Source organism: Sulfitobacter sp. W074, assembly GCF_025142275.1.
Taxonomy (GTDB): Bacteria; Pseudomonadota; Alphaproteobacteria; order Rhodobacterales; family Rhodobacteraceae; genus Sulfitobacter; species Sulfitobacter profundi.
Genome location: NZ_CP081130.1, coordinates 2,416,063 through 2,442,924, shown reverse-complemented (window position 1 = coordinate 2,442,924; position 26,862 = coordinate 2,416,063). Strand labels below are relative to the sequence as shown.

The window sequence follows — 26,862 nt, the reverse complement described above, 5'->3', positions numbered from 1 at the left end:
AATTCGAACAGGAGCAGAGAATGACCAAATTGACCGCAGAACAGGATTTCCCGAAGATGGATGTGGCCAAACTCGGCGGCGGCACGCTGACCTTGGGCCAACCGCAAGAGGGGCGCGACTGGCAGTTGGTGGTGGTCTACCGCGGGCTGCACTGCCCGATCTGCAAAAAGTACCTCGCCCAGTTGGAAAAGCTGCAAAGCCAGTTTCATGAGATCGGTGTGGATGTGATCGCCGTTTCGGGCGACCCCGAGGAAAAGGCCAAATCCATGGCCGAAGAAGACGGCCTGACCCTGCCCATCGGCTATGATCTGAGCCTCGAACAGATGGCCGATCTTGGCCTCTACATCTCTGACCCGCGCAGCCCGCAGGAGACCGACCGGCCCTTCGCCGAACCAGCCACCTTTGTCATCAACGACGAAGGCAAGCTGCAGATCGTCGACATCTCTAACGCGCCCTTCGCGCGGCCCGAGTTGGAGGGGCTGTTGAACGGCCTCAAGTTCGTTCGCGACAAAGGCTACCCGGTGCGCGGCACCCACAAGGCCGCCTGATAGGGCGACCACAGGCGACGACCTGAAAGGGCGGCCAGACCGCCCGGCGGCGGGGCCTTGCACGGCCCCGCTTGCCCCGCCTGCCTTTGCGGGGTGAAATGCACTAGCTTCATATAACAATTCGGGCTATTCTTCCCGGATGAGACCCCGCAAAGGGGCCGTTGAGGCAGTTAAGGCAGATACCCATGACAGAGATGGTCTATGGCGCGGTCCCGGTACGGGATGGTGAACCGATCCTTCCAAAATGGTGGCGTACGGTCGACCGCTGGGCTTTGTCCTGCGTGTTGATCCTGTTTGCTGTCGGCATGCTTTTGGGGCTCGCCGCCTCACCGCCCTTGGCGGCGAAAAATGGCTTTGATGCCTTTCACTATGTGCAGCGGCAGGCGTTCTTTGGCGGATTGGCGCTGGTGGCGATGCTGCTGACCTCGATGATGTCGCCGACGCTGGTGCGGCGCTTGGCGGTGCTGGGGTTTGTTCTTTCATTCGTGGCGTTGGCGCTGCTGCCCTTTTTCGGCACCGACTTTGGCAAGGGGGCGACTCGCTGGTATTCGCTGGGGTTCGCCTCGTTCCAGCCATCGGAATTTCTGAAACCCGGTTTCATGGTGGCCGCCGCATGGATGATGGCCGCCGCGACCGAGATCAACGGCCCTCCGGGTAAGTCTTGGTCTTTTGCGCTGTGTATCTCCATCGTGCTCATGCTGGCGATGCAGCCCGACTTTGGGCAGGCCTGTCTTGTGCTCTTTGGCTGGGGCGTGATGTATTTCGTGGCCGGCGCGCCTATGGTGCTGCTGGTCGGCATGGCGGGGCTCGTCGTTCTGGCGGGCACCTTTGCCTACTCCAACTCCGAACACTTCGCGCGGCGTATCGACGGCTTTCTCAGCGTTGATGTCGATCCGACAACCCAGCTTGGCTATGCCACCAACGCCATCCGCGAGGGCGGGCTGTTTGGTGTGGGCGTCGGCGAGGGCGAGGTGAAATGGTCGCTGCCCGACGCGCATACCGATTTTATCATCGCCGTCGCCGCCGAAGAATATGGCCTTATCATGGTCGTCTGCATTATCGCTCTATATACTGTCGTGGTCGTCCGTTCGCTGCTGCGGTTGGTGCGCGAGCGTGACCCCTTCATCCGGCTGGCCGGAACCGGGCTGGCCTGCACATTCGGAGTACAGGCGATGATCAACATGGGTGTGGCAGTGCGGCTTTTGCCCGCCAAGGGCATGACCTTGCCCTTCGTGAGCTATGGTGGTTCTTCGGTGATCGCCAGCGGCATTGCCGTGGGCATGCTCCTCGCCTTTACCCGCTCGCGCCCGCAGGGTGAGATCAGCGACATTCTGGGCCGGGGCCGCCGCTGATGGCCGCCCCACTGTTGATCATCGCCGCCGGGGGGACCGGTGGGCATATGTTTCCCGCGCAGGCTTTGGCCGAGGTAATGCTGAAACGCGGTTGGCGGGTGAAGCTCAGCACCGATGCTCGCGGCGCGCGCTATACCGGTGGCTTTCCCGAAGCGGTTGAGATCAGCCAGATCAGCAGCGCCACTTTCGCCCGGGGCGGCGTGGTGGCCAAGGCGCTGGTGCCGTTCCGCATCGCGGCTGGTGTGGTCCGCTCGGGGTTGAATATGCTGCGCGACCGGCCTTCGGTCGTGGTGGGCTTTGGCGGCTATCCTTCGATCCCCGCACTTGGCGCTGCATGGGCGCTGCGGATGCCGCGAATGATCCATGAGCAAAATGGCATTCTGGGCCGGGTGAACGAAATCTTTGCCAAGCGGGTGCACGCCGTGGCCTGCGGCATCTGGCCCACGAAATTGCCCGAGGGCGTGCAGGGCTGGCATGTGGGCAACCCTGTGCGCGCCGCCGTGTTGGACCGTGCCGGGGCCGCCTATATCCCGCCGGGGGATTATCCGATGGAAGTTTTGGTGATGGGCGGCAGCCAAGGCGCGCGCATCCTGTCCGACGTGGTGCCGCCCGCGCTGGCCGCGCTGCCGATGAACATGATCCGCAACATCCGCGTCAGCCATCAGGCCCGCGACGAAGACGGCCAGCGGGTGGCAGACTACTATGCCGAGTCTGGCATCAGCGCCGATGTGCGCCCCTTCTTTGACGATGTGCCCCGCCGCATGTCCGAAGCGCAACTGGTGATCAGCCGCTCGGGTGCCTCCAGCGTGGCAGATCTGTCGGTGATCGGGCGTCCGTCGATCCTGATCCCCTTTGCCGCTGCGGCAGGTGACCACCAAAGCGCCAATGCCCGCGGTCTGGTTGATGCCGGGGCCGCGATCATGGTGCCCGAACGCAAGGCAAACCCCGAAATCATGACCGACCAAATCCTCGCGGTGCTTGAGATGCCCGATGGGGCGTTGCAGATGGCGCGGGCCGCGCTGTCGGTCGGCAAACCCGACGCGGCCGAGACATTGGCAGATATGGTCGAACAGCTTGCCGCCCAAGGCACGCTGGCCCCCGCAGAAGAGGAAAACCCCCAATGAACGCCGCCGCCACCAAACTGCCGACCGATGTCGGCCCGATCCATTTCGTCGGCATCGGCGGCATCGGCATGTCTGGCATCGCCGAAGTTCTGCTGAACCACGGCTACAAGGTGCAGGGATCGGACCTGAAGACCACTAAGATCACCGTGCGGCTGGCCGAGCTAGGCGGGCGCATCTTCGAGGGGCAAGCGGCTGAGAATGTCGAAGGGGCGGCCGTGGTCGTGATCTCTTCGGCGATCAAACCGGGCAATGCAGAATTGGACGAGGCCCGCCGCCGTGGCCTGCCCGTCGTGCGCCGAGCCGAGATGCTGGCCGAGCTTATGCGGCTTAAGTCCAACATCGCCGTGGCGGGAACGCATGGCAAAACCACCACCACAACGCTGGTGGCCGAACTGCTGGTCGCGGGCGGCATCGACCCTACCGTCGTGAACGGCGGCATCATCCACGCCTATGGCTCCAACGCGCGGATGGGGCAGGGCGAATGGATGGTGGTCGAGGCCGATGAGAGCGACGGCACCTTCAACCGGCTGCCCGCAACCATCGCCATCGTCACCAACATCGACCCCGAGCATATGGAGCATTGGGGCGACTTCGACACGCTGCGGCAGGGGTTTTTAAACTTCGTCTCCAACATCCCCTTCTATGGGCTGGCGGTCTGTTGCACCGATCACCCTGAAGTGCAGTCGCTGGTGGGCAAGCTGACCGACCGCCGCGTCATGACCTATGGGTTCAACGCGCAGGCCGATGTGCGCGCGGTGGGGCTGCATTACAAAGACGGCGTGGCGCATTTCGATGTGCATCTACAATCCGAAGGCATGGTCATCGAAGACTGCGCCCTGCCAATGCCGGGCGATCACAACGTCTCGAACGCGCTGGCGGCGGTGACCGTGGCGCGGCACCTTGGGATGAAGCTGGAAGAGATCCGCGCAGCTTTGGGCAGTTTTGGCGGGGTGAATCGCCGCTTTACCCGCGTGGGCGAAGTGGACGGGGTCACCATCATCGACGACTATGGCCACCACCCGGTTGAGATTACCGCCGTCCTCAAAGCCGCGCGGCAGGCCAGCGAGGGCCGCGTGATCGCCGTGCACCAGCCGCACCGTTACTCCCGCCTGTCGCATCACTTCGACGAATTCTGCGCCTGTTTCAACGATGCCGATGTGGTGGGCATCGCCGATGTCTATGCCGCGGGCGAAGAGCCGATCCCCGGTGCCGACCGCGACGGGCTGGTCGCCGGGCTGATCCAGCACGGGCATCGCCACGCCTATGCGGTCGAGGATGCCGAGGCGCTGACGCAATTGGTCCGTCGCGAGGCGCGACCGGGCGATATGGTGGTCTGCCTTGGGGCGGGTACGATCAGCGGCTGGGCCAATGACCTGCCCGAGGCGCTGCGCGCGGCCAAGGAGGCCGCCGCGTGACCCTCGTGTGGCTGTCGATCCTTTGGGTCTTCGCCGCCGTGACAGTGGCCATGCTGCCGCTGCGCTCTCAATACCTGCCGGGGGTGATCTTGCTGATCGCCGCACCGGTGCTGATCGTCGCCATCGGTGTGACGCATTCATGGGCCTTTGCGCTCTTGGCTCTGCTGGCTTTCCTGTCGATGTTCCGCAATCCGCTGCGTTATCTCTGGGCGCGGCTGCGGGGCCAAAAACCAGAGCTGCCGAAATGAGCCTGTCTCTCATCCTCGCCTGTTTCTGGTTTGTGATCGCCAATATCCTCGCCATGACCCCCAGCAAAGATTTCCACTGGCGCAGCGCCTATCTGCTGATCGCCGTGGGCATCCCCATCGTTGGTTTCGTCACCGCGCAGCACGGCCCATGGCTGGGCATGCTGGTGTTGGCGGGGGGCTGTTCGGTGCTGCGCTGGCCGGTGGTCTATTTCGTCCGTTGGCTGCGCCGAGGGGCAGGGCGGATCAAAGGCCCGGCGGAATGACCCTGACACCGACCCTTGCCGCGCTGCTGACCGTCTTTGCAATCTGGATGATCGCCTGTCTCTGGACCGGTTATCGCGGCCGTGTGCTGTGGTTCTTTATCGTGCTGGCGGTTGGCCTTGGGCTTAACGCATCGTGGATGGTCTTCGGGCTGGATGCGCGGGTGTTTGAGCCGCATGCGCTATTGGCGCAGCTTTCGGTGCTGTTCTATGCGGTGGGCGGTTTCGGTCTGGGCTGGCTGGCCGGGCGGGTGGCGAAACGCTGGCGTGAGAGCCGCGTCGATCCGCCGTCTTCTTGATGGTTTGCCCCGCCTGTTAAATGCGCTAAGTCCGGCGCCATGATGACGCTGAATATCCCCGACCTGCGCGGCAGGCTTACCCCAAATCGCGCCTTGAGCGACCTGACATGGCTCCGCGTTGGCGGCCCTGCGGATTATCTGTTCCAACCCGCCGATGTGGAGGACCTGTGCCTTTTCATGCGCCGCTTGCCGCAGGGCATCACGGTTTTCCCCATGGGCGTGGGCAGCAATCTGATTGTGCGCGACGGCGGACTGCGGGCTGTGGTAATCCGGTTGGGGCGCGGTTTCAACGGGATCGAGATTGCGGGTGATCGGGTGACCGCGGGGGCGGCGGCGCTGGATGCTCATGTGGCGCGCAAGGCGGCGGATGCGGGGCTTGATCTGACCTTTCTGCGCACCATTCCCGGCAGCATCGGCGGGGCTTTGCGCATGAACGCGGGCTGTTATGGCAGCTACACGGCGGATCATTTCGTCTCGGCCAAGGCTGTGACCCGCGCGGGCGAGGTGGTGACCCTTACGGCGGATGACCTCAATTTCCGTTACCGACAAAGCGATCTGTCGCCCGGTGCGGTGTTGATCGGGGCAACCTTTGCGCCGCCTAAAGGGGAGCCTGAGGAGTTGCACGCCCGGATGGAACAGCAGCTTGCCAAACGCGACGAAAGCCAGCCGACCAAGGACCGCAGCGCCGGGTCGACCTTTCGCAATCCGGCGGGGTTCTCTTCGACCGGGAAGGCAGACGATGTACACGACCTGAAGGCGTGGAAGGTGATCGACGACGCCGGGATGCGCGGGGCCACCGTGGGGGGCGCACAGATGAGCCCGAAACATTCCAATTTCCTCATCAACACCGGCAGTGCCACGGCCCATGATCTAGAGTCATTGGGCGAAGAGGTGCGAAAAAAGGTTTACGCTTCAAGCGGTATAAGGCTAGAATGGGAAATTAAGCGCGTCGGTGAAAAATTGGGTGATCCGGTGTCGCAAAGCTAAGCCGTCGGGCATCAGCTAAGTCACGGCAAAGCAAAGAAAACAATGATAGGGGCCGCAAACGGTCCGAGGCGAAGAGGCACTTTGGTGGGTAAGTCGAGCGGACAAACCCCGACAGTGGCGGTATTGATGGGTGGCCCCTCGGCCGAGCGTGAGGTGTCCCTGTCCAGTGGGCGTGCATGCGCCGCTGCCTTGCGGGAACATGGCGGATATAACGTGATCGAGGTCGAAGCCGACCGCGATCTTGCAGCTGTCCTGACTGATCTTCAGCCCTATGCCGTATTGAATTGCCTGCATGGCCGTTGGGGCGAAGATGGCTGTGTGCAGGGTCTGCTTGAGTGGCTCAAACTGCCTTACACGCATTCCGGCGTGCTCGCCTCGGCTCTCGCGATGGACAAGCAGCGCTCCAAGGATGTGTTCCGCCATGCGGGGCTGCCGGTCGTCGAAAGCGTTATCGCCCCCAAGGCCGATGTGATGGCAGCCCATGTGATGGCGCCGCCCTATGTGGTCAAACCCAACAACGAAGGCTCCTCGGTTGGGGTCTACCTCGTGGCCGAGGAAAATAACGGCCCGCCGCAGCTGTCCGAAGACATGCCCGCCGAGGTGATGGTCGAGACCTTTGCGCCGGGGCGTGAGCTGACCACCACCGTGATGGGCGACCGTGCGCTGGCCGTGACGGATATCATCACCACCGGCTGGTATGATTACGACGCGAAATACAAGCCCGGCGGCTCGCGCCACGTGGTGCCCGCCGATCTGCCGCAAGAGATTACCGATCTGTGTTTCGACTATGCCCGCCGCGCCCATGTGGCGCTTGGCTGCAAAGGCATCAGCCGCACCGATTTCCGCTGGGACGAGGCGCGGGGGCCTGCGGGGCTGATCCTGCTTGAGACCAACACCCAGCCCGGCATGACCGCCACCTCGCTGACGCCCGAACAGGCCGCGGCCTGCGGCATCTCGTTCCCTGAGCTTTGCGCTTGGATGGTGGAGGATGCCTCATGCGATCGCTGATCCGCCGCCGCCCGGAGGCTGGCAAAGCCGATCCCGCCCCCTCGCGGTGGTCGTGGCGCATGCAGCGGCTGATGCTGACGCCCGGCTTTCGCTTTGCCCTGCGCGTCGGGTTGCCTTTTACGTTAAGCCTGCTGGCAGGCACGATCTATATGGCCGACGAAGAGCGCCGCGGCACCGTGGTGCAGGCAATCGCCGATGTCCGCGCCAGCATTGAAGAGCGGCCGGAGTTCATGGTCAAGCTCATGGCCATCGACGGCGCAAGCGACCTGCTGTCGTCTGAAATTCGCACCGCGCTGCCGCTGGAATTCCCGCTGTCCTCCTTCGACCTCGACCTGCCGCAGATCCGCGAAAAGATCACCGATATCGATGGGGTCAGACAGGCCAATGTCCGCATCCGCCCTGGTGGCGTGCTGCAAATCGACGTCACCCCGCGCGTGCCTGTGGCCGTCTGGCGCAGTGAGACCGGGCTGGCGCTGGTGGACAACACTGGCGCGCATGTGGCACGGATCGGGGCACGGCGCGATCATGCGGATCTGCCCCTGATCGCCGGGGCAGGGGCCGCCAAAGCGGTGCCGGAAGCGCTCAAACTGATTGGGGCCGCCAATGTTTTGGGTGACCGGCTGCGCGGCTTGGTCCGTGTGGGTGGGCGCCGCTGGGACGTGGTGTTGGACCGCAATCAGACGATCATGTTGCCCGAAGAAAACGCGCTGCAAGCGCTGGAACGGGTGATCGCGCTGGAAGGCGCACAAGAAGTCCTCACGCGGGATGTGGCGCGTGTGGATATGCGGTTGGCGGCAAGACCAACCCTCAGAATGAACGAAGATGCCACCCGCGAATGGTGGCACATCAGGCAGCTTTCCGGCCAGTAAGATGGCCATTGGAATCGGGACAGTAACGAAATGATGGACCTATACGACAGTCAGCGTTCGATGCGGCACATGCGCAAATTGGCGATCCAGCGCGGGGTGGTGGCCATTTTGGACGTGGGCAGTTCCAAGATCGCCTGTCTGGTGCTGCGTTTTGACGGCATTACCCATGACGGAGAGAATGGCGACATCGGCTCGCTGGCCGGGCAGTCGGGGTTCCGGGTCATCGGGGCGGCGACCACCCGCTCGCGCGGTGTGCGCTTTGGTGAGATTTGCGCCATGGGCGAGACCGAGCGCGCGATCCGCACCGCACTTCAGGCCGCGCAGAAGATGGCTGGCATCCGGGTTGATCACGTTATCGCCTGTTTCTCGGGCGGGGAGCCGCGCAGCTATGGGCTCGACGCTTCGGTGGAGCTCGAGGGGCAGTCGGTCTCGGAGCAAGACGTGGCGCGCGTGCTGGCGGGCTGTGACGTGCCGGAATACGGCGAGGGCCGCGAAGTGCTGCATGCCCAGCCGGTGAACTTTGCGCTGGATCACCGCAGCGGTCTGGCCGATCCGCGCGGGCAGTTGGGCAACAGCCTGTCGGTGGATATGCACATGCTCACCGTCGATGCCGATACGGTCCAACACCTCGCGCATTGCATCAAACGCTGTGATCTGGAACTGGCCGGGATCGCGTCGTCCTCCTATGCATCGGGCATCTCGGCGCTGGTTGAGGACGAACAGGAACTCGGCGCGGCCTGTATCGACTTTGGCGGTGGTACCACTGGCGTGTCGATCTTCATCAAGAAACACATGATCTATGCCGATACCGTGCGTATGGGCGGCGATCACGTCACCTCGGACATCTCCATGGGCCTACAAGTGCCGATGGCCAACGCCGAGCGGATCAAGACCTTCTACGGCGGCGTGCATGCTACCGGCATGGACGACCGCGACATGATCGAGATCGGTGGCGAGACGGGCGATTATGAGCACGACCGCCGCACCGCCAGCCGGGCCGAATTGATCGGCATCATGCGCCCGCGCGTCGAAGAGATCCTCGAAGAGGTCCGCGTTCGGCTGGATGCTGCCGGTTTCGACCATCTGCCAAGCCAACAGATTGTACTTACCGGCGCAGGCAGCCAGATACCGGGGCTTGATGGGCTGGCCAGCAAGATACTCGGCCAGCAGGTCCGTCTGGGCCGCCCGCTGCGCGTGCACGGGCTGCCGCAGGCCGCAACAGGGCCGGGCTTTGCCAGCTCGGTGGGCCTCGCGCTCTTTGCGGCGCATCCGCAAGACGAATGGTGGGATTTCGACATCCCCGCCGACCGCTATCCGTCCCGCTCTCTCAAACGCGCCGTCAAATGGTTTAGAGACAACTGGTGACCGCAATATCGGGTGAGACACCCGAGATAAGGCGGAAACTGGCAAGTTTCTGCCCATATTTAGCGTCAAATCGATGTTTTTTAGGTGACGATCCGGCCCTAGCCCGGTAGGGTCGGGTAAATTTGGTCGAAAAACTCCCGCAGAACGCGGATAACTGGACAGGCGGACAGCACATGACACTCAACCTTTCAATGCCAGGACAAGATGATCTGAAACCCCGTATCACCGTCTTTGGTGTTGGTGGGGCAGGCGGCAACGCGGTCAACAACATGATCGAGAAGCAGCTTGATGGTGTTGATTTCGTCGTGGCGAACACCGACGCTCAGGCGCTGCAGCAGGCACAGGCCGAAAACCGCGTCCAGCTGGGCATCAAGGTTACCGAAGGTCTGGGCGCGGGCGCCCGTGCCAGCGTTGGCGCCGCCGCTGCCGAAGAAAGCATTGAGCAGATCGTCGACCACCTTGCTGGCGCGCATATGTGTTTCATCACCGCAGGCATGGGCGGCGGCACCGGTACGGGTGCGGCACCGATCATCGCGCAGGCCGCGCGTGAGCTGGGCGTTCTGACCGTTGGCGTCGTGACCAAGCCCTTCCAGTTTGAGGGTGCCAAGCGCATGCGTCAGGCCGAAGACGGCGTTGAGACACTGCAAAAGGTCGTCGACACGCTGATCATCATTCCCAACCAGAACCTGTTCCGTCTGGCCAACGAAAAAACCACCTTCACCGAAGCCTTCTCGCTTGCCGATGACGTGCTCTACCAAGGTGTCAAGGGCGTGACTGACCTGATGGTTCGTCCGGGCTTGATCAACCTCGACTTTGCCGACGTGCGCGCCGTGATGGACGAGATGGGCAAAGCGATGATGGGCACAGGCGAGGCCGAGGGCGAAGATCGCGCCATCCAAGCCGCCGAGAAAGCCATCGCCAACCCGCTGCTGGACGAAATCAGCCTGCGCGGTGCCAAGGGCGTTCTCATCAACATCACCGGCGGTCACGACCTCACGCTGTTCGAACTCGACGAAGCGGCGAACCGCATCCGCGAAGAAGTTGACCCCGAAGCAAACATCATCGTCGGCTCCACGCTGGACGAAAGCCTTGGTGGCCTGATGCGCGTCAGCGTTGTCGCCACCGGCATCGACGCCACCGATGTGAACACCGAAATGCCGGTCCCGCGCCGCTCCATGAGCCAGCCGCTGCGCCAGAACGTGTCGGTTGACGATGTGGCGCCGGTCTCTGCCGCGCAAGCGCCTGCCGCCGCGCCGGTTGCTGCCGAAATGAAGCAGGAAGTTGAGCAAGCCGCACTGTTCCAAGACCTTCAGCCGGTCCAGGATCAGTATGAAGAAGAGAACGTTGTCGAGGATGACGACGGTCTGCCCGCTCCGGCCTATCAGCCCGAGGTGGCCGCATTCGAGCCGCGTCAGGAAGAAGCCATTGAGGCCGAGCCCGAAGCCTTCGTTGCACCGCGCGCCCCGACACCCGGCACGCCGTCCCCCGAAGCACTGGCCCGCCTGCGCGCCGCCGCCCAAAAAGCAGCGCCCGAACAGCACCGTCAGGCCCAGCAGCAGCAGGGTGAGCAGGGCGACAAAGGTCGCTTTGGCATCAACTCTCTAATCAACCGGATGACCGGCCACGCCGAAGGCGAAGCACAGGCCCGCCCTGCGCGCCAGCAGCCTCCGGTGCAGACTCGCGCTTCTGCAGCTGCTCCGCAGCCGCAAGAAAACAACGATCCCGATCAGGAGCGCATTGAAATCCCCGCGTTCCTGCGCCGTCAGGCCAACTGATCCGATCACGATAGATGACGAAAGGGTCGCCTTAGGGCGGCCCTTTTTCGTTTTATAACAAGGTTTTGTAATAAGGTCGGCACGCTAGCGCCCAAATGTTACGGGCATGTTTCAGACCGTTGCAAAGATTGAGTTGAGCAAAACGAACCAGCGCCTTAATCCAGAGTTCAACACACAAGAAGATGTTCGAAGCTTGAGGATGACCCGGTGCAGACAACGATCAAATCAGCAGTAAGTTTTTCTGGCACAGGCCTGCACTCCGGTCAGCCTGCGACGGTGACTCTGCGCCCGGCCTCCGCCCACCATGGCATCTGGTTCTCGCGCAGCGATGTGGCCGTGGGCGACCGACTGGTCCCCGCCCGCTGGGACGCGGTGAACCGCTCGCCGCTCTGCACCAAGTTGGAAAACCCCACTGGCCTGTCGATCTCTACCGTTGAGCATCTGATGGCGGCCATTGCTGGCTGTGGCATCCATAACCTTTTGATTGAGATCGACGGCCCCGAAGTGCCGATCCTCGACGGCTCCTCCCTGCCTTTCGTGCGCGGCATCATGCAGCGCGGTTTGCGTCAGCTTGCGGCCCCTGTGATGGCGTTTGAAGTGCTCAAAACCGTGAGCGTGCAAGACGGTGATGCGACGGCTACGATCTCTCCGGCGGACACGCTGCAGATCGACTTTGAGATTGATTTTGCCGATGCGGCCATCGGTCAACAGCACAAGTCGCTGATCATGAACAACGGCTCTTTTGCACGCGAACTTTGCGACAGCCGCACCTTCTGCCGTCAGGCCGATGTCGAAGCGATGCAGGCCAATGGTCTGGCGCTCGGCGGTGAAGCGGGCGAGAACGCGGTGGTTTTCGACGGCGATGCGGTCGTCAGCCCCGGTGGTCTGCGCCACGCGGATGAGCCTGTGCGCCACAAGATGCTTGACGCGCTTGGTGATCTGGCGCTGGCGGGTGCACCGCTGTTGGGCCATTACGAAGGCAAACGCGCGGGCCATTCGCTGACCAACACACTGCTGCGCGCGCTCTTCGCCACACCGGATGCCGTGCGTCTGGTGGCCTGTGACGCGGCGCAAACCGCACGGTTGCCGGGCTCCGGGTTGATCTGGGGCGAAATCCCGCAGGTTGCTTGATCTGGCAGCAGGTCAGAAACACCGTAAACCGCAGGGCGCTTAGGCGGCGAAGTGCCATTGAACGCCCTGCCAATGCCTTGTATTCACTAAGCCGAAGTGACATGCCTGACCCAGCGATGCGCCACCGCGTACCCGGCTGCGGGCGGGGGTGGAATGGGCGTTTTGCAACGCAGATTATTGTGCTAGTCACATGCGCAAGAGGGTCAAAGACCATGGGTTGGACGATGCAAGGGGTGCGGGCATGACGGTAGCAGGATCGCGCAAGCGGACGATCAGTGCGGTGCTTCTGGTCGCGACATTGGCAGCCTGCGGCGGTGGTGACGGACGATCGGACGGCAGCTTTTTCAACCCGCAGGAAATCCCGCTTGAGACCTATTCAGCCGAGCAAATCTTTGAGCGCGGCGAATATGAGCTGACCAACAACAACCCCGGTGAGGCGGCGTTTTATTTCGCCGAGATCGAGCGCCTTTATCCCTATTCCGAATGGGCGAAACGCGCGCTGATCATGCAGGCTTTCGCCTATCACAAAGATCAGGACTACCCCAACAGCCGCTCCGCCGCGCAGCGGTTCATTGATTTCTATCCGGCCGAAGATGATGCCGCCTATGCGCAGTATCTCTTGGCGCTGAGCTATTATGACCAGATCGATGAAGTGGGCCGCGATCAAGGACTGACCTTCCAAGCGCTGCAATCCCTGCGCGCCGTGATCGAAGGCTACCCCGACAGCGAATATGCCCGCTCTGCGATCCTGAAATTCGACCTCGCCTTTGACCATCTGGCGGGCAAGGAAATGGAGATTGGCCGCTACTATCTGCGCCGCGATCACTATACCGCCGCGATCAATCGCTTCCGCGTGGTGGTCGAGGATTTCCAAACCACGACCCATACCGCCGAAGCCCTCCACCGTTTGGTCGAAGCCTATCTGTCGCTGGGTCTGAACCATGAGGCGCAGACGGCGGGGGCCATCCTTGGCCACAACTACCGTGGCTCTGAGTGGTATGAGGACAGCTACAAACTGCTGACCGGGCGTGGCCTTGCGCCGGCCTTCTACAAGGACAACTGGCTGGGTGCAGCCTATCGCCAGACCATCAAGGGCGAGTGGCTTTAAGGGGGGTGGGGTTGCCCATCCGACGGTTCTAGATGCTGCGCGGACTTGATATTTCGGACATGCTGATCATCGACCGGCTGGAGCTTGGCTTCCAGCCGGGGTTGAACGTGCTCACCGGTGAGACCGGCGCGGGCAAGTCTATCTTGTTGGATTCACTTGGGTTTGTTCTGGGATGGCGCGGTCGCGCCGATCTGGTGCGCCAAGGGGCAGCACAGGGGGAAGTGACCGCTTGGTTCGACCTGCCGCCCGGCCACCCGGCCCATGCGGTGCTCGAAGACGCGGGTCTGCCTGCCGGGGACGAATTGATCCTGCGCCGCATCAACACCTCCGAAGGGCGCAAGACCGCTTGGGTAAATGACCGCCGCTGCTCGGGCGAGGTACTGCGGCGCCTGTCTGAAACATTGGTGGAACTGCACGGCCAGCACGACGATCGCGGCTTGCTGAACCCGCGCGGCCACCGCGCCATCCTTGACGATTACGCCGGGAATGACCGCGCGATTGCAGCGGTGCGGGAGGCTTGGACGGCCCTTGGTGCGGCGCGCAAAGCGGCCGCCGCTGCTGCCGCCGAACGCGAGGCCATCGCCGCCGAAGAAGAGTTCCTGCGCCATGCGGTGGCGGAACTGGACAAGCTCGCCCCCGAAGCGGGCGAGGAAGCCACCCTCGACACCCGCCGCCGCCAGATGCAGGGCGCCGAAAAAATCCGCCGCGATGTGGTCAACGCTTATGAGTTGTTGGGCCAAGGCGGGGCAGAAACCGCCATGGGCGACGCGCTGCGCTGGCTTGATGGCGTCGCCGACAAGGCCGAAGGCGCGTTGGAAGGTCCGCTTGCCGCGCTGAACCGCGCTATGGTCGAACTGGACGAAGCAATGTCCGGCGTGGCCGATGCGATCGACGGCATGTCGTTCGACCCCTATGAGTTGGAAGCCTGCGAAGAGCGGCTCTTTGCGATCCGCGGCTTGGCGCGCAAACATGACGTGCAGCCCGATGAATTGGCCGGTTTCGCCGACACGCTGCGCGCCAAACTCGATGCGCTTGATGCGGGTGAGGCCGCGCAGGAAAGGTTGGAGAAAGCCGTTCGCGACGCACAGGCGCTTTACGATGAGCGCGCCGAAGCACTGACGACGAAACGCCGTAAGGCGGCGGTCAAACTCGACAAGGCGGTGGCGGCGGAGCTTGCCCCGCTCAAGATGGAGCGCGCGGTGTTCCAGACCCAATTGACCGACGAGCCCGCAGGCCCCGAGGGGCGCGATGCAGTGTCCTTCACTGTGGCGACCAACCCCGGCGCGCCTGCCGGGCCTTTGGGCAAGATCGCCTCGGGCGGGGAACTCAGCCGGTTCCTCTTGGCGCTGAAAGTCTGCCTGACACAAAGCCAATCGGGCCTGACCCTGATCTTTGATGAGATCGACCGCGGGGTAGGGGGCGCCACCGCAGACGCCGTCGGCCGCCGCCTGAAGGCGCTGGCGGCTGAGGGGCAGGTGCTGGTCGTCACCCACTCGCCGCAGGTCGCGGCATTGGGCGCGCATCACTGGCGCGTGGCCAAATCGGTTGCCAAGGGCATGACCACCTCAACGGTCACGGCACTCGCCCCCGAAGAACGGGTGGACGAAGTCGCGCGGATGCTCGCGGGCGATACCATCACCGATGCCGCCCGCGCGGCAGCCGAGGCATTGCTTAACGGGCAACAGGGCGCGACGACTTCTTAAATGGCGGTTTTACCCAAGGTCAGCTTGCCCTAGACAGAAAGGGTCCAACTGGTCCAAGTCCCATGCCTCCGCAAGATAACGCATTCTTTTCCCAACAATTGCATCAGGCGCTCTGCGGCTGCAAGCAGGGCTGGAAGGTGCTGCGCACCCGGGGGCCGGGAAAGATCACCTTTTGGTTCATCGCGTTGTTGGTGGGCATTGCGGCGGGCTTCGCGGCCTTGTTCTTTCGCAAAGGGATCAACTGGTTACAGGCCACGCTTTACGGCACGGACGACGTGCAATTTCTGCACAGCTTTCTCGCCGGGTTGCCATGGTATTGGGTGGTGCTGATCCCCACGTTGGGCGGGCTACTTGTTGGGCTGATCCTGCACCGCTTTACCCGCGACGGGCGTGCCCGCAGCGTGGGCGATGTGATCCTCGGGGCCGCCCTGCACGACGGTCGGGTCGAAACTCGCGCCGGGGTGGCCTCGGCATTGGCCTCGCTTATCACTCTCTCGACGGGCGGCTCATCAGGCCGCGAAGGGCCGGTGGTGCATCTGGCCGCCGTGATCTCGACCAAGGTCAGCCGCTTTATCAAGGCCGATGGGATCACCGGGCGTGACCTTCTGGGCTGCGCGGTGGCGGCGGCGGTTTCCGCGAGCTTCAACGCCCCCATCGCGGGCGCGCTTTTCGCGCTCGAAGTCGTGCTGCGGCATTTCGCGGTCCATGCTTTCGCCCCTATCGTCATCGCTTCGGCTGCGGGCACGGTGATCAACCGGCTGGAGTTCGGCGGCTTGACCGAGTTCGTCTTGCCCAGCCTTGGGGATGTGCAATTTTACGTCGAACTGCCCGCCTTCCTGTTGCTGGGGCTGACCTGCGGTCTGGTCTCTGTCGTGCTGATGCGGTCAATCTTTTGGGCCGAGGATTTTGGCAACTACCTGCAAGCCCGGACCGGGCTGGCGCGTTGGCTGCGCCCGGCGGTGGCGGGGGCGATCCTTGGCATCATCGCTCTCTGGTTCCCGCATATCATCGGTGTCGGCTATGAGACGACCTCCCGCGCGCTGGTCGGCGAGCTGGTACTGCATGAGGTGATCATCTTCGCGGTTCTCAAAGTCGCCGCCGTCGCGATCACTCTGGGGGGGCGGATGGGCGGCGGTGTCTTTTCGCCCTCGCTGATGGTGGGCGCGCTCACAGGGCTGGCCTTTGGTTTGATCGCCACCGGCGTTTTCCCTGAGATCTCCGGCTCTTCCTCGCTCTATGCGCTGGCGGGGATGGGCGCGGTGGCCGCCGCCGTGCTGGGCGCGCCGATCTCCACCACGCTGATCGTTTTCGAGATGACGGGCGACTGGCAAACCGGTCTGGCGGTGATGGTTGCCGTCAGCATGTCGACGGCGCTGGCCTCCCGTTTGGTCGACCGGTCGTTCTTCCTCACCCAGATGGAGCGGCGCGGCATTCATCTGGCCGCAGGCCCGCAGGCCTATCTGCTATCGATGTTCATGGTGGGCCGGATCATGCGCCGCCCCGATGACGAAGACGCGGCCTCGGAGGAGGCCTGTTGGGATTTGATCGACAAGGGCACCTATATCGACGGCAGCGCCACGCTAGAGGCCGCCTTGCCGTTGTTCGACCAGACCCATTCCAACTTCATCCCGGTGGTCACCCTCAGCGCCGATGCGCCGCCCGAACTGCTGGGCGCGCTGTTCCACGTCGATGCGCTGAAGGCCTATAATCGCGCCCTCGCCGCCACCGCGGCAGAGGAGCATTCCTGAGCCGCGCTCAGATACGTTCGATGGCGATTTCGTCCATCGGCGTGAAAGCCAGATACCCTTTGATCTCGGCTACATCCGCTTTCGGGTCTTCATAGGACCAGACGGCATCTTGCAAGGTACGGCTCTTGGTCACGACCGAGAAATAGCTGGCGTCGCCCTTGTAGGGGCAATGGCTGGTCTTGTCTGAGCCATCAAGGAAGGCCATCGCGATGTCGCCGCGCGGGAAATAGATGACCGGCGCGTGGTCCCCTTCGCGCAGCTCCAGCGCGTCTGTGGTCTCGCCCAGCACGGCCCCGCCAGCGCGAACAACCCATGTGCCTTGGGCCGGAGTAATCGTAATATGGTCGGACATGCCGTACCCCCCTAGTTTACTGAAATCGGACGCTCATAGGGGCGCCGTTGCCGCATCCAACCACAGTTTTGTAACAGGTGATACCCGCGGCCCGATCTTTTCCGCAACGTCGCGGTGATAGGCGTTCAGCCAATCGCGCGCCTCGGGGCCAAGCGCCTCCACATCAATCAACCGCCGGTCAATCGGCACGAGCGTCAGGGTGCGCCAATCCAGCATCTTGCGATGCACGTCACCGCCGGGCAAGGCGGGGGCCTCCTGCACCACCAAAAGGTTCTCGATCCGAATGCCAAACGCCCCTTCGCGGTAATAACCCGGCTCATTGCTGAGGATCATACCCGGTAGCAGCGGCACATGGCTCATCCGGCTCAGCCGCTGCGGCCCCTCATGCACCGACAAGTAAGCGCCAACGCCATGCCCCAGACCATGATCAAAATCCTGCCCCGCCATCCAAAGCGGCAGACGCCCGAGCATCTCGATATCCCGCCCGGCCAGCCCGCGCGGCCACCGCAGACGGCTCATGGCGATCATGCCCGACAGCACCCGCGTAAAGGCGCTGCGGGCATCCTGATCGGGGCTGCCGATGGCAATGGTGCGGGTGATATCCGTGGTACCGTCAAGGTACTGACCGCCACTGTCGAGCACCAAGAGATGTCCCTCCTGCAGCAGGCTGTCGGTCTCCTCATTCACCCGGTAATGAATGATCGCCCCATTCGCCCCGCTGCCCGAGATCGTCTCGAAACTGATGTCGCGCAAGGACGGATCCCGGCGCCGCAGACCTTCCAACTGCCCCACCACCTGTGTTTCTGTGATCGTGCCGGGAGGCTGCGCATCCAGCCAGGCGAGCAGCTCCGCCATCGCCGCGCCATCGCGCAGGTGCGCCTCCGCCGCGCCTGCAATCTCAGCGTCATTCTTGCAGGCCTTGGGCAGGGCGCAGGGGTCTTCCCCCGCCTGCGCGCGGTCCCCCAGCAGGTCCGCGAACAACACCGGCGCCGACTGCCGATCAAGCCGCACCGGCCCTTCCAACGCGCGCAGGGTATCAGGCAGGCCAGCGGGGTCATGCTGCACCACCTCCGGCCCCAAATGGTCCGCCACATCCGCCAATTTCTCGGCCGCCATAAACAGATCAACCCGCGCGTCGTCATGCAAAACGGCAAAGCCATGAGCCACGGGATTGCGCGGAATGTCCTGCCCGCGAATGTTCAACAACCAGTTGTGGCTGTCGGGAAGGGTGATCAACGCCGCCTTCTGCCCCGCCGCGCGCAGGTCTGCCGCCAAACGTTGCCGTTTGGCGGCATGGCTTTCCCCGGCAAAGCGCTCAGGGTGGGCCGCCACTTTGCCCATCGGTGCCGCAGGTTGGTTCTCCCAAACCCGGTCCACCATATTCTCGCTGCGTCGCAGCTCAATGCCAGAGCCCGCCAGCGCTTCCACCAAAAGGTCCATCTGTCCCGGCGTATGCAACATCGGGTCAAAACCAACCACACCGCCCTCAGGCAATTGGTCCTTCAACCAATCGGCCAAAGACAGCTCGGGCCAAGGCACAGGCGTAAAAACCTCCGCCACCTGCGCCTTGACCTGCGTGCGGTAACGCCCGTCGATAAAGACCCCCGCCACATCCCGCAGTGCCGCACAAAAGCCTGCCGATCCGGTAAATCCCGTCAGCCACGCCAAACGATCATCGCGCGGGGCGACATATTCCCCCTGATGCGCATCGGCGCGCGGCACCAAGAACCCATCCAAGCCTGCCCGCGCCAACTCCCTGCGCAGCGCTTCCAGCCGTGGCGGCCCCTGCTCAGGACGCGCGGTGACCTCGAAACTCTGGAACACACGCCCCTCCTTCATCCTTTTTCAAATACCGATCCCGCAGCTTCAGCCCACGCGACGCATGCCCATGACACGCGCCCGTTTCCGCGGGTCGCTGTCAAAGAGCGCGGCAAGCTGTTCGGTCATCGCCCCGGCCAACTGATCCACATCCGTAATCGTCACGGCGCGGTCGTAATAGCGCGTCACATCATGGCCGATGCCGATCGCCAAAAGCTCCACCGCGCGGCGCTTTTCAACCATCGCAATCACGTCGCGCAGATGTTTCTCAAGGTAATTGGCCGGGTTCACCGAAAGCGTGCTGTCATCCACCGGTGCCCCATCGGAAATCACCATAAGGATCTTGCGCGCCTCATGCCGTGCCAACATGCGCCGGTGCGCCCATTCTAGCGCTTCCCCGTCGATGTTCTCTTTCAACAGGCCTTCTTTCATCATCAAACCCAAGTGGTCGCGGGTCCGCCGCCATGGGGCATCAGCGGATTTGTAGATGATGTGGCGCAGGTCATTCAGGCGTCCCGGCTGGGCGGGGCGCCCGTCATTCAGCCATGCTTCGCGCGCCTGACCGCCCTTCCATGCGCGGGTGGTAAAGCCGAGGATCTCGACCTTGACGTTGCAGCGCTCCAGCGTGCGGGCCAGAACATCGGCGCAGATCGCGGCGATGGAGATGGGCCGCCCGCGCATAGAGCCGGAGTTGTCCAGCAGCAGCGTCACCACAGTGTCGCGGAACTCGGTGTCCTTCTCAACCTTGAAGCTGAGCGGCGTGGTGGGGTTGGCCACGACCCGCGCCAGACGGCCCGCGTCCAGCGTGCCTTCTTCTAGGTCGAACTCCCACGAACGGTTCTGCTGCGCTTGCAGTCGGCGTTGTAACTTGTTGGCCAAACGGCCCACAGCGCCTTTCAGCGGCTCAAGCTGCTGATCCAAATAGGCGCGCAGACGTTCCAGTTCGATCGGTTCGGCCAATTCCTCGGCCCCGATCACCTCGTCATGCTCGCCGAGATAGACGCGGTACTCAGGATCGGCATCAGAGACAGGGGGCGGGGGCGGCGGGTCCATGGGCGCGTCGCCCTCGGGCATATCCGCCTCATCGCCCAACTCTTGATCTGCTTCGTCATCCATCGAGACCTGCGCCTGACTTTCGTCCTGCTGCTGCTCTTGAGAGTTTTCGGGCGTGCCTTCGGCCTCTTCCTCGTCCTGATCGTCTTGACCGGTGCTGTCGGGGTCTTGCTCCTCTTCGGAGCCCTCTTCGGCCTGATCCTCTTGCTCGTCGTCTTGGCTGTCGGGGTCGTCACCCAATTGGTCACCATAGCCAAGATCCGAGATCATCTTGCGCGCCAACCGCGCGAAATCGGCTTGATCGGCAAGGCTGCCGTCGATCCCCTCTAGGGTGCCGCCCGCCTGATCTTCGATAAAGCCGCGCCAGAGTTCCATGGCGTTCTCGGCCCCTGCGGGCAGGGGGCGACCCGTCGCCATATGACGCACCATATAGCCCGCCGCGACAGAGAGCGGCACGTCGCTGGCCTGTTTCGCCTGATCGTAGCCGCGGCGCAGGGCCTCGTGCTTGATCTTGACGTCGATATTGCCCGCGGTGCCGGGCATGTCGCGCGCGCCCATGGCCTCGCAACGGGCGGTTTCCATCGCCTCATAGAGTTCGCGCGCCATGTCGCCTTGCGGGGCATAGCGGGCGTGGGTGGCGGCATCATGATAGCGGCGGTTCAACGCCAGCGCATCGGCGGTGCCACGGGCCAGCAGAACCTCCTCTCGGGTCATCCGGCGGCTGACCTGAGGCAGGCGCATCGCGTCACCGGAAAGCCCTGACGGATCAACGGAGTAGCTGACGTTCAGCTCGGCGTCATCGGCCATCACTTTGGTGGCCTCTGCGAGGGCCTTTTTGAATGCGTCAGCGGGGTTGTCGGATTTCTTCATGAGCCCATGCCTCTGTCAGCTTCGACATGAGGTTTGGCAGGTTTTCGCGGAAGGGTCAAAGGGGCAGGGGCGCGCGGATCAATACGCCAGTTTCCGCCCATAGCACCCGCTGAGCGGGAACCCCCACCCGCAGATCGGCATTTCCCCAGCAGTCGACGCACCAGTGCCTCTCTGAACCCTGGCAGCAACGCGTCTCAGCAAGTAGGAGTAAGGAAATGACCAATTTTATGCAACATGCGAGCCGTCTGGCTATGATCGCAGTTTTGGGGGCCGCGCCTTTGGCCGCCACCGCACAGGATGCGACAAAACCCGCATCAGACGAAGCCACTGCCGAAGCGCCTCAGACCGATGAGGCGACACAGAGCAGCGAGGCCACGGCCAGCGATGATGCGGTAGAGGCCGACACCGAAACCGACACTGCCGAAGCGCCCGAAGGCGAAGCGGAATTGGAGGCCGACACGGCTGAAGCACCTGAAGCTGACGCCGATAAGGAGGCCGATACCGCAGGGGCACCTGACACGGACGCCGCGACTGACAGTGCCGAAGCACCGGCCACGACTGAGCCGATGACCGAAGACACGGCAGAGGCCCCGGCAACGGAGCCGTTGGGCGACACCGTTGCCCCCGCTGACACAACCGCCGAGGCGCCGTCAGAAGAGCCTGCAAAGCCGGTTGAAGGTCAGATCACCATGCAAAGCGAGAACACGATCCTCGCCGACGATCTGATTGGCAGCAATGTCTATTCCGACGCAGGTGAAAAGATCGGCGATGTAGATGACCTGATCGTCAATCTTGATGGCACCGTCGAAGGTGTCGTGATCGGTGTCGGTGGTTTCCTCGGCATGGGTGAAAAATGGGTTGCCGTGAAAATGGACAGCCTGTCGACCATGACTGACGAAAGCGGCACGCTGCGTCTGGTATCCTCGGCCACGAAGACCGACCTTGAAGCCGCAGAGGCCTTTAAAACCGCGCAGGATATGGAAGCCGAGCAGCAAGCGCTTGAAAACGCTGCCCCGCAAGACCCCAACGCGGTCACCACTGAGCCCGCACCTGTCAACTAAGTACGGGGCCACAGCCTGAACGATAAAGGGGCGCTGATATCAGCGCCCCTTTATTCTTGGTTGGTGGTGTAAACGGCTTAGCCCAAGCTGAGGCTGGCCGCGCTTTCGGGCAGTTCCTCGTCAAACAGACGCTGGTAGAACTCGGCCACGGTCTGGCGCTCCAACTCATCGCATTTGTTGAGGAAGGACAGCCGGAAAGCATAGCCGACATTGCGGAAAATTTCAGCGTTCTGGGCCCATGCGATCACGGTACGGGGCGACATCACGGTGGACAGTTCGCCGTTCATGAAGGCGGTCCGCGTGAGGTCCGCCACAGTCACCATCTGCTTGAGGGTCTTGCGGCCCTTCTCGGTATTGTAATGCGGGTTTTTGGCCAGCACGATGGCGGTCTCGGCGTCGATGCTGAGGTAGTTCAGCGTGGCCACGAGCGACCAACGGTCCATCTGCGCTTGGTTGATCTGCTGGGTGCCGTGATAAAGCCCGGTGGTATCGCCCAATCCCACGGTGTTGGCCGTGGCAAAGAGGCGGAAATAGGGGTGCGGAGTGATGATCTCGTTCTGGTCCATCAGCGTCAGCTTGCCGTCATGCTCAAGCACGCGCTGGATCACGAACATCACATCGGCGCGGCCCGCGTCATATTCGTCAAAGACGATGGCGGTCGGGTTGCGCAGCGCCCAAGGCAGGATGCCCTCGTGAAATTCGGTGACCTGCTTGCCGTCGCGCAGTTTGATCGCGTCCTTGCCGATCAGGTCGATCCGGCTGATGTGACTGTCGAGGTTGACGCGCACGGTGGGCCAGTTCAGCAGCGCGGCGACCTGTTCGATATGGGTCGATTTGCCAGTGCCGTGGTAGCCTTGGATCATGACGCGGCGGTTGTGTGTGAACCCTGCGAGGATCGCCAACGTGGTGTCAGGATCAAACTTATAGGTGCTGTCGATGTCCGGCACGCGGCTGGTGCGCTGCGGGAAGCCTTTGACGACCATATCGGTGTCGATGCCAAAGACATCGCGCACCGAGAGTTCTTCGGTGGGTTTCATGTCGTGTTCCAGTGCACCGTCGGCCATCGCTCGTCATCCTTTTCCTTAGGCGCGCGGTCGGGGCCGCGCGCGTATCTGGTGCAACATATCGTGCATATCCGCAAGGGGAAGGGGCAACTGGCATTATCCGCAACCGGCCGCTGGTCCGGTTGTGGGATCAGTCCTTGAAGTTGCGGCTGCCCTTGATTTGATCCCATGCCCAGACGACTAGCTGCAACTGCTCTTCCTGACTGCGGTCGCCGCCGTTCATATCGGGGTGCAGCACTTTGATCAGCGCTTTGTAGGCTTTGCGGACCTCGGGTTTGGTCCATGTGTCCTTGGCTTCGAGAATCTCGATCGCGCGGCGCTCGGTCGGGGGCAGGCGGCGGCCCGCTTGCTGGCCCTTGCCGGGGTTCTGGGTCGCGTTCTTGCCCAAAACCTGATGCGGGTCTTCGATGCCGAGGCGGGCCCATGCACGCTGCTCGGGGTCGCCGAGCGGCTTGGTGGCGCGTTCCCAGACCTTGTCCTTGGACATCTGAGCGTTCAACTCCGCCTCGGTGGTGCCGTCAAAGAAGCTCCACTTCGCGTTGTATTCGCGGACGTGTTGCTGGCAGAACCAGAAGTAATCATCCAGCACATCGGGGGCCTTGGGCGCGCGGAACTTGCCCGGCTCGTCGCAGCCCTCATGGTCGCAAATCCGGGTCGAGGTTTCCGACGCACCGGACATGCCGCGGCGGCCGCGGGGGTTTTTCTTTTTGGAGGACGACACGGACATGTCGAATCCGAAGGGATCAGCTTTTGGCATGTGGATAGACCTTTCCGACTCAGGCCGGTCACCATATACCCTGCGTCGCAGGATTGAAGGGGGCCGAGGTAAAAAACATGTCGACAACACAAGAGATTTCAGACCGGCTGGAAGCCGCTTTTGCGCCGCGAGAATTGGATGTGGTAGATGACAGCGAAAGCCATCGCGGTCATGCCGGGTTTCAAGAAGGGGGCGAAAGCCACTTTAACGTGCGCATCCGCTCAGAGCGTTTCAAGGGTCAGAACCGGCTGGCGCGGCACCGTGCGGTGCACAATGCCTTGGGGCCGGATCTGATGGGGCGCATTCATGCGCTGGCGCTTGATCTGGACGAATAAGGCCCGCGTTTAGCGCTTTGATTTGTCGTCGTTTTCGTCGGATTTATCCGGCGAAGAAACGTCCGGCGCTTGCTCTGTCGCGGTGCCGGAGAGGAACGCAGGTGGCGTTGCCAGCTTGGCGGGTTCCTCTTTGGCGGGCTCCACCTTTGTAGGGGCGTCGTCGTCGGGCGTGATAGTGGCGGGCGCATCGGCCTGAAGCGCCGTCTCGTCGCCCTCAATTGTGGCGGACAATGCAGGCGTTGCAGCGGCGGGGGGCAGCAGATCGCCGTCCTCTGGCTGGCTGCTCGCGCTGGCCAAGCGGCGGAACACCAGCACATTGCGCCACTCGGTGGTGGTCGAGGTCAGGCCAGAGCGTTCTTGCGAGGGCAATGTCTCGGCCCGCTGGTACTCCCAGCCCTCGGCGGCCTGTTCGTTCAGGCACTCTTCCAACGTATTGGCAAAGCGCGCTTCGGGGGCTTTCAGACCTTTGGCTTTCTGCCCTTTGGTGGGGGCGGGAAGGATCTTGTATTCGTAGCGCATAGGGGCCTCGGCTGGGTTGGCGACATGAGCCGCGTCAGGTGAGTTTCAGGCGGATTTGCGGCGGATGCCGATGCGGCGACCGGCCCGCGCCGGTGTGGGCAATTTGGCATGGCTGCGGCGCATCGCGTCAAGACGTGTCAGGATATGCTGCGGCATCGGGGCGACACGCGGGCCGGATTGGTCCACATGCAGCGTTAACCCTTCGGCGGTGGCGGCGAGCCAACCGTCGACGTGCCACAGCTCTTGAAAGCTGTGAAACCGTTTCTCGTCATGGTCGAGCAATTGGAAGGTGGTGTAGACGCGGTCACCCTCATGCAATTCGCGCAGGTAGCAGACGTGGAATTCGGCCACATAGGTGGTGCAGCCCGTGTGCTGGTATTCTGGCCCCAGACCGATTTCGCCATAGGCTTGGTCAACGCCCTGATCGAACAGGACGTTGTAATAGGCCATGTTCAAATGACCATTGAAATCAATCCATTCGGGGAGAACCTTCACCTCGCTCGAACGAAAGGGGGCCGGGGTCTCACTCATTGCTGGGCGAGCTTGCGCGACACGATTTCGTTGACGGCCTTGGGGTTGGCCTTGCCGCCCGTGGCTTTCATCACCTGACCGACGAACCAACCCGCGAGCTTCGGGTTCTGCTGCGCCTTGGCGACCTGATCGGGGTTGGCGGCAATGATTTCATCTACAGCGGTTTCAATCGCCCCGGTGTCTGTGACCTGCTTGAGGCCCTCAGTCTCCACGATCTCTGCCGGGTCGCGGCCAGTTGTGTAGGTGATTTCAAAGACTTCCTTGGCGATCTTGCCGGAAATCGCATCTGACGCGATTAGATCGACGATGCTGCCAAGCTGCGCCGGGGTGACCGGGCTTTCGGTGATGCCCTTGTCGTCTTTCTTGAGACGCCCGAAGAGTTCGTTGATCACCCAGTTCGCCGCCATCTTGCCATCGCGCCCCTGCGCCACGGCCTCAAAGTAGCCCGCGCTGTCGAGATCGGCGGTCAGCACGGAAGCGTCATAGTCGCTCAGGCCAAAGTCACCGATGAAACGCGCTTTCTTCTGGTCCGGCAGTTCCGGCAGGTTTGCGGCAATCTCGTCCACCCATGCCTGCTCAATCTCAAGCGGCAGCAGATCGGGGTCGGGGAAATAGCGGTAGTCATGCGCCTCTTCTTTGGAGCGCATGGAGCGGGTTTCTTGCTTGTCTGGGTCGAAAAGGCGCGTTTCCTGCACCACTTCGCCACCGGCTTCGACAATCGCGATCTGGCGTTTGGCTTCGACTTCGATGGCCTGCTGGATAAAGCGCATGGAGTTCATGTTCTTGATCTCGCAGCGGGTGCCCAGATGGCTGAAATCCTGTGTCTCTTGGTACTTCTCGTACTGGCCCACGCGGCAGATCGACACGTTCACGTCAGCACGCATCGCGCCGGACTGCATGTCGCCGTTGCAGGTGCCGAGATAGCGCAGGATTTGGCGCAGTTTGCCAAGGTAGGCGGCGGCCTCTTCGGGGCCGCGAATGTCGGGGCGCGAGACGATCTCCATCAGGCAGACGCCGGTACGGTTGAGATCGACGAAAGACATATTCGGGTCCATATCGTGGATCGACTTGCCCGCGTCCTGTTCCATGTGGATGCGCTCGATCCGCACGAGCCGCGCGGTGCCGTCGCCAATCTCGACCAGCACTTCGCCTTCGCCCACGATGGGCTCATAAAGCTGGCTGATCTGATATCCCTGCGGCAAGTCGGGGTAGAAGTAGTTCTTGCGGTCGAAGGCGGACTTCAGGTTGATCTCGGCCTTGAGGCCCAGCCCGGTGCGCACGGCCTGTTCGACGCAATATTCGTTGATCACCGGCAGCATGCCGGGCATCGCGGCATCGACGAAGGCCACATTGCTGTTGGGCTCCGCGCCGAATTTGGTCGAGGCGCCGGAGAAGAGTTTCGCGTTCGACGCGACCTGCGCGTGCACCTCCATCCCGATGACCAGTTCCCAGTCATGTTTGGCACCGGCAATCACGCGCGGTTTCGGGGTGTCGTAACTCAGATCAAGCATCGCGGCCGCCTTCGGTCAATTGGAACTTGGCCGGTCATACTGGAGCGCACC

26 protein-coding genes are annotated in these 26,862 nt (G+C 62.7%); 18 read left to right on the top strand and 8 right to left on the bottom strand.

Going from position 1 to position 26,862, the window contains the following annotated elements; all coding sequences use genetic code 11:
* Nucleotides 1-20 precede the first annotated feature (20 nt).
* The 16 genes from K3762_RS12085 (at nucleotide 21) to K3762_RS12010 (ending at nucleotide 16,940) form a co-directional block, all read left to right on the top strand.
* The gene (locus K3762_RS12085) at nucleotides 21-548 is read left to right on the top strand and encodes a peroxiredoxin-like family protein (RefSeq protein WP_132444476.1); all 528 of its coding nucleotides are present in this window, start codon (nucleotides 21-23) and stop codon (nucleotides 546-548) included.
* A gap of 185 nt (nucleotides 549-733) precedes the next feature.
* Nucleotides 734-1,900: a putative lipid II flippase FtsW gene (gene ftsW / locus K3762_RS12080; RefSeq protein WP_067626783.1), complete on the top strand. Its 1,167-nt coding sequence runs from the start codon at nucleotides 734-736 to the stop codon at nucleotides 1,898-1,900.
* Entirely contained in the window at nucleotides 1,900-3,024 is a 1,125-nt protein-coding gene (locus tag K3762_RS12075) for a UDP-N-acetylglucosamine--N-acetylmuramyl-(pentapeptide) pyrophosphoryl-undecaprenol N-acetylglucosamine transferase (RefSeq protein ID WP_120351377.1), read from the top strand. Before ftsW ends, K3762_RS12075 begins: the two co-directional genes overlap by 1 nt.
* Nucleotides 3,021-4,439 (top strand): UDP-N-acetylmuramate--L-alanine ligase, encoded by a 1,419-nt coding sequence (murC, locus tag K3762_RS12070; RefSeq protein ID WP_120351376.1) that lies wholly within the window; start codon nucleotides 3,021-3,023, stop codon nucleotides 4,437-4,439. Before K3762_RS12075 ends, murC begins: the two co-directional genes overlap by 4 nt.
* Nucleotides 4,436-4,687: a DUF2484 family protein gene (locus K3762_RS12065; RefSeq protein ID WP_120351375.1), complete on the top strand. Its 252-nt coding sequence runs from the start codon at nucleotides 4,436-4,438 to the stop codon at nucleotides 4,685-4,687. Before murC ends, K3762_RS12065 begins: the two co-directional genes overlap by 4 nt.
* On the top strand, nucleotides 4,684-4,950 hold the full coding sequence (locus K3762_RS12060; protein ID WP_120351374.1) for a DUF2484 family protein: 267 nt from the start codon (nucleotides 4,684-4,686) through the stop codon (nucleotides 4,948-4,950). The genes K3762_RS12065 and K3762_RS12060 overlap by 4 nt, the downstream gene beginning before the upstream one ends.
* Nucleotides 4,947-5,246 (top strand): hypothetical protein, encoded by a 300-nt coding sequence (locus tag K3762_RS12055; RefSeq protein WP_067626773.1) that lies wholly within the window; start codon nucleotides 4,947-4,949, stop codon nucleotides 5,244-5,246. The genes K3762_RS12060 and K3762_RS12055 overlap by 4 nt, the downstream gene beginning before the upstream one ends.
* A 39-nt stretch (nucleotides 5,247-5,285) precedes the next feature.
* The gene (gene murB, locus K3762_RS12050) at nucleotides 5,286-6,233 is read left to right on the top strand and encodes a UDP-N-acetylmuramate dehydrogenase (RefSeq protein WP_386282864.1); all 948 of its coding nucleotides are present in this window, start codon (nucleotides 5,286-5,288) and stop codon (nucleotides 6,231-6,233) included.
* Nucleotides 6,234-6,317: 84 nt separating this feature from the next.
* Complete coding sequence (locus K3762_RS12045; protein ID WP_132444477.1) at nucleotides 6,318-7,241, top strand: D-alanine--D-alanine ligase; 924 nt, start codon at nucleotides 6,318-6,320, stop codon at nucleotides 7,239-7,241.
* Nucleotides 7,229-8,110: a cell division protein FtsQ/DivIB gene (locus K3762_RS12040; RefSeq protein ID WP_132444478.1), complete on the top strand. Its 882-nt coding sequence runs from the start codon at nucleotides 7,229-7,231 to the stop codon at nucleotides 8,108-8,110. Before K3762_RS12045 ends, K3762_RS12040 begins: the two co-directional genes overlap by 13 nt.
* 30 nt (nucleotides 8,111-8,140) lie before the next feature.
* Entirely contained in the window at nucleotides 8,141-9,475 is a 1,335-nt protein-coding gene (ftsA, locus tag K3762_RS12035; RefSeq protein ID WP_067626767.1) for a cell division protein FtsA, read from the top strand.
* A gap of 173 nt (nucleotides 9,476-9,648) precedes the next feature.
* Entirely contained in the window at nucleotides 9,649-11,250 is a 1,602-nt protein-coding gene (gene ftsZ, locus K3762_RS12030; protein ID WP_120351371.1) for a cell division protein FtsZ, read from the top strand.
* A 207-nt stretch (nucleotides 11,251-11,457) separates the two neighbouring features.
* Nucleotides 11,458-12,381: a UDP-3-O-acyl-N-acetylglucosamine deacetylase gene (lpxC, locus tag K3762_RS12025; RefSeq protein ID WP_067626763.1), complete on the top strand. Its 924-nt coding sequence runs from the start codon at nucleotides 11,458-11,460 to the stop codon at nucleotides 12,379-12,381.
* A 241-nt stretch (nucleotides 12,382-12,622) separates the two neighbouring features.
* Complete coding sequence (locus K3762_RS12020) at nucleotides 12,623-13,489, top strand: outer membrane protein assembly factor BamD (RefSeq protein WP_132444479.1); 867 nt, start codon at nucleotides 12,623-12,625, stop codon at nucleotides 13,487-13,489.
* Between the two features lie 32 nt (nucleotides 13,490-13,521).
* On the top strand, nucleotides 13,522-15,192 hold the full coding sequence (gene recN / locus K3762_RS12015; protein WP_120351368.1) for a DNA repair protein RecN: 1,671 nt from the start codon (nucleotides 13,522-13,524) through the stop codon (nucleotides 15,190-15,192).
* A 62-nt stretch (nucleotides 15,193-15,254) separates the two neighbouring features.
* Entirely contained in the window at nucleotides 15,255-16,940 is a 1,686-nt protein-coding gene (locus tag K3762_RS12010; protein WP_132444480.1) for a chloride channel protein, read from the top strand.
* 7 nt (nucleotides 16,941-16,947) lie between these two features.
* Here K3762_RS12010 and K3762_RS12005 read toward each other — a convergent pair whose 3' ends face one another.
* From K3762_RS12005 to cobT, 3 genes are read right to left on the bottom strand one after another with little or no spacing between them, the layout of a single operon-like run.
* Entirely contained in the window at nucleotides 16,948-17,292 is a 345-nt protein-coding gene (locus K3762_RS12005; protein ID WP_120351367.1) for a DUF427 domain-containing protein, read from the bottom strand.
* 33 nt (nucleotides 17,293-17,325) lie between these two features.
* Nucleotides 17,326-19,116 carry an aminopeptidase P family protein gene (locus K3762_RS12000; RefSeq protein WP_132444481.1) on the bottom strand — a complete coding sequence of 597 codons (1,791 nt, stop codon included), beginning with the start codon at nucleotides 19,114-19,116 and terminating at the stop codon, nucleotides 17,326-17,328.
* Nucleotides 19,117-19,158: 42 nt separating this feature from the next.
* On the bottom strand, nucleotides 19,159-21,033 hold the full coding sequence (cobT, locus tag K3762_RS11995) for a cobaltochelatase subunit CobT (RefSeq protein ID WP_067626754.1): 1,875 nt from the start codon (nucleotides 21,031-21,033) through the stop codon (nucleotides 19,159-19,161).
* A 215-nt stretch (nucleotides 21,034-21,248) separates the two neighbouring features.
* Between cobT and K3762_RS11990 the strand changes: the two genes are divergently transcribed.
* Nucleotides 21,249-22,094, top strand: a complete 846-nt coding sequence (locus K3762_RS11990) for a PRC-barrel domain-containing protein (RefSeq protein WP_132444482.1) — start codon at nucleotides 21,249-21,251, stop codon at nucleotides 22,092-22,094.
* Nucleotides 22,095-22,171: 77 nt separating this feature from the next.
* Here the strand turns inward: K3762_RS11990 and cobS are convergent, their stop codons facing one another.
* Both cobS and K3762_RS11980 read right to left on the bottom strand, forming a co-directional pair.
* A complete protein-coding gene (gene cobS, locus K3762_RS11985) occupies nucleotides 22,172-23,158 on the bottom strand; it encodes a cobaltochelatase subunit CobS (RefSeq protein WP_067625494.1) in 987 nt (328 codons plus the stop codon).
* Nucleotides 23,159-23,288: 130 nt separating this feature from the next.
* A complete protein-coding gene (locus K3762_RS11980) occupies nucleotides 23,289-23,915 on the bottom strand; it encodes a J domain-containing protein (RefSeq protein ID WP_067625492.1) in 627 nt (208 codons plus the stop codon).
* A gap of 77 nt (nucleotides 23,916-23,992) precedes the next feature.
* Between K3762_RS11980 and K3762_RS11975 the strand changes: the two genes are divergently transcribed.
* Nucleotides 23,993-24,250 carry a BolA family transcriptional regulator gene (locus K3762_RS11975; RefSeq protein ID WP_132444483.1) on the top strand — a complete coding sequence of 86 codons (258 nt, stop codon included), beginning with the start codon at nucleotides 23,993-23,995 and terminating at the stop codon, nucleotides 24,248-24,250.
* A gap of 9 nt (nucleotides 24,251-24,259) precedes the next feature.
* Here K3762_RS11975 and K3762_RS11970 read toward each other — a convergent pair whose 3' ends face one another.
* Genes K3762_RS11970 through gatB form a run of 3 tightly spaced genes read right to left on the bottom strand, consistent with a single transcriptional unit; the run spans nucleotide 24,260 to nucleotide 26,811 of the window.
* Complete coding sequence (locus tag K3762_RS11970; protein WP_132444484.1) at nucleotides 24,260-24,769, bottom strand: DUF4177 domain-containing protein; 510 nt, start codon at nucleotides 24,767-24,769, stop codon at nucleotides 24,260-24,262.
* Nucleotides 24,770-24,814: 45 nt separating this feature from the next.
* Nucleotides 24,815-25,300, bottom strand: coding sequence for a thioesterase family protein (locus K3762_RS11965; protein WP_132444485.1), 486 nt, complete (start codon nucleotides 25,298-25,300; stop codon nucleotides 24,815-24,817).
* Nucleotides 25,297-26,811: an Asp-tRNA(Asn)/Glu-tRNA(Gln) amidotransferase subunit GatB gene (gatB, locus tag K3762_RS11960; protein ID WP_120351361.1), complete on the bottom strand. Its 1,515-nt coding sequence runs from the start codon at nucleotides 26,809-26,811 to the stop codon at nucleotides 25,297-25,299. The genes K3762_RS11965 and gatB overlap by 4 nt, the downstream gene beginning before the upstream one ends.
* Nucleotides 26,812-26,862 lie beyond the last annotated feature (51 nt).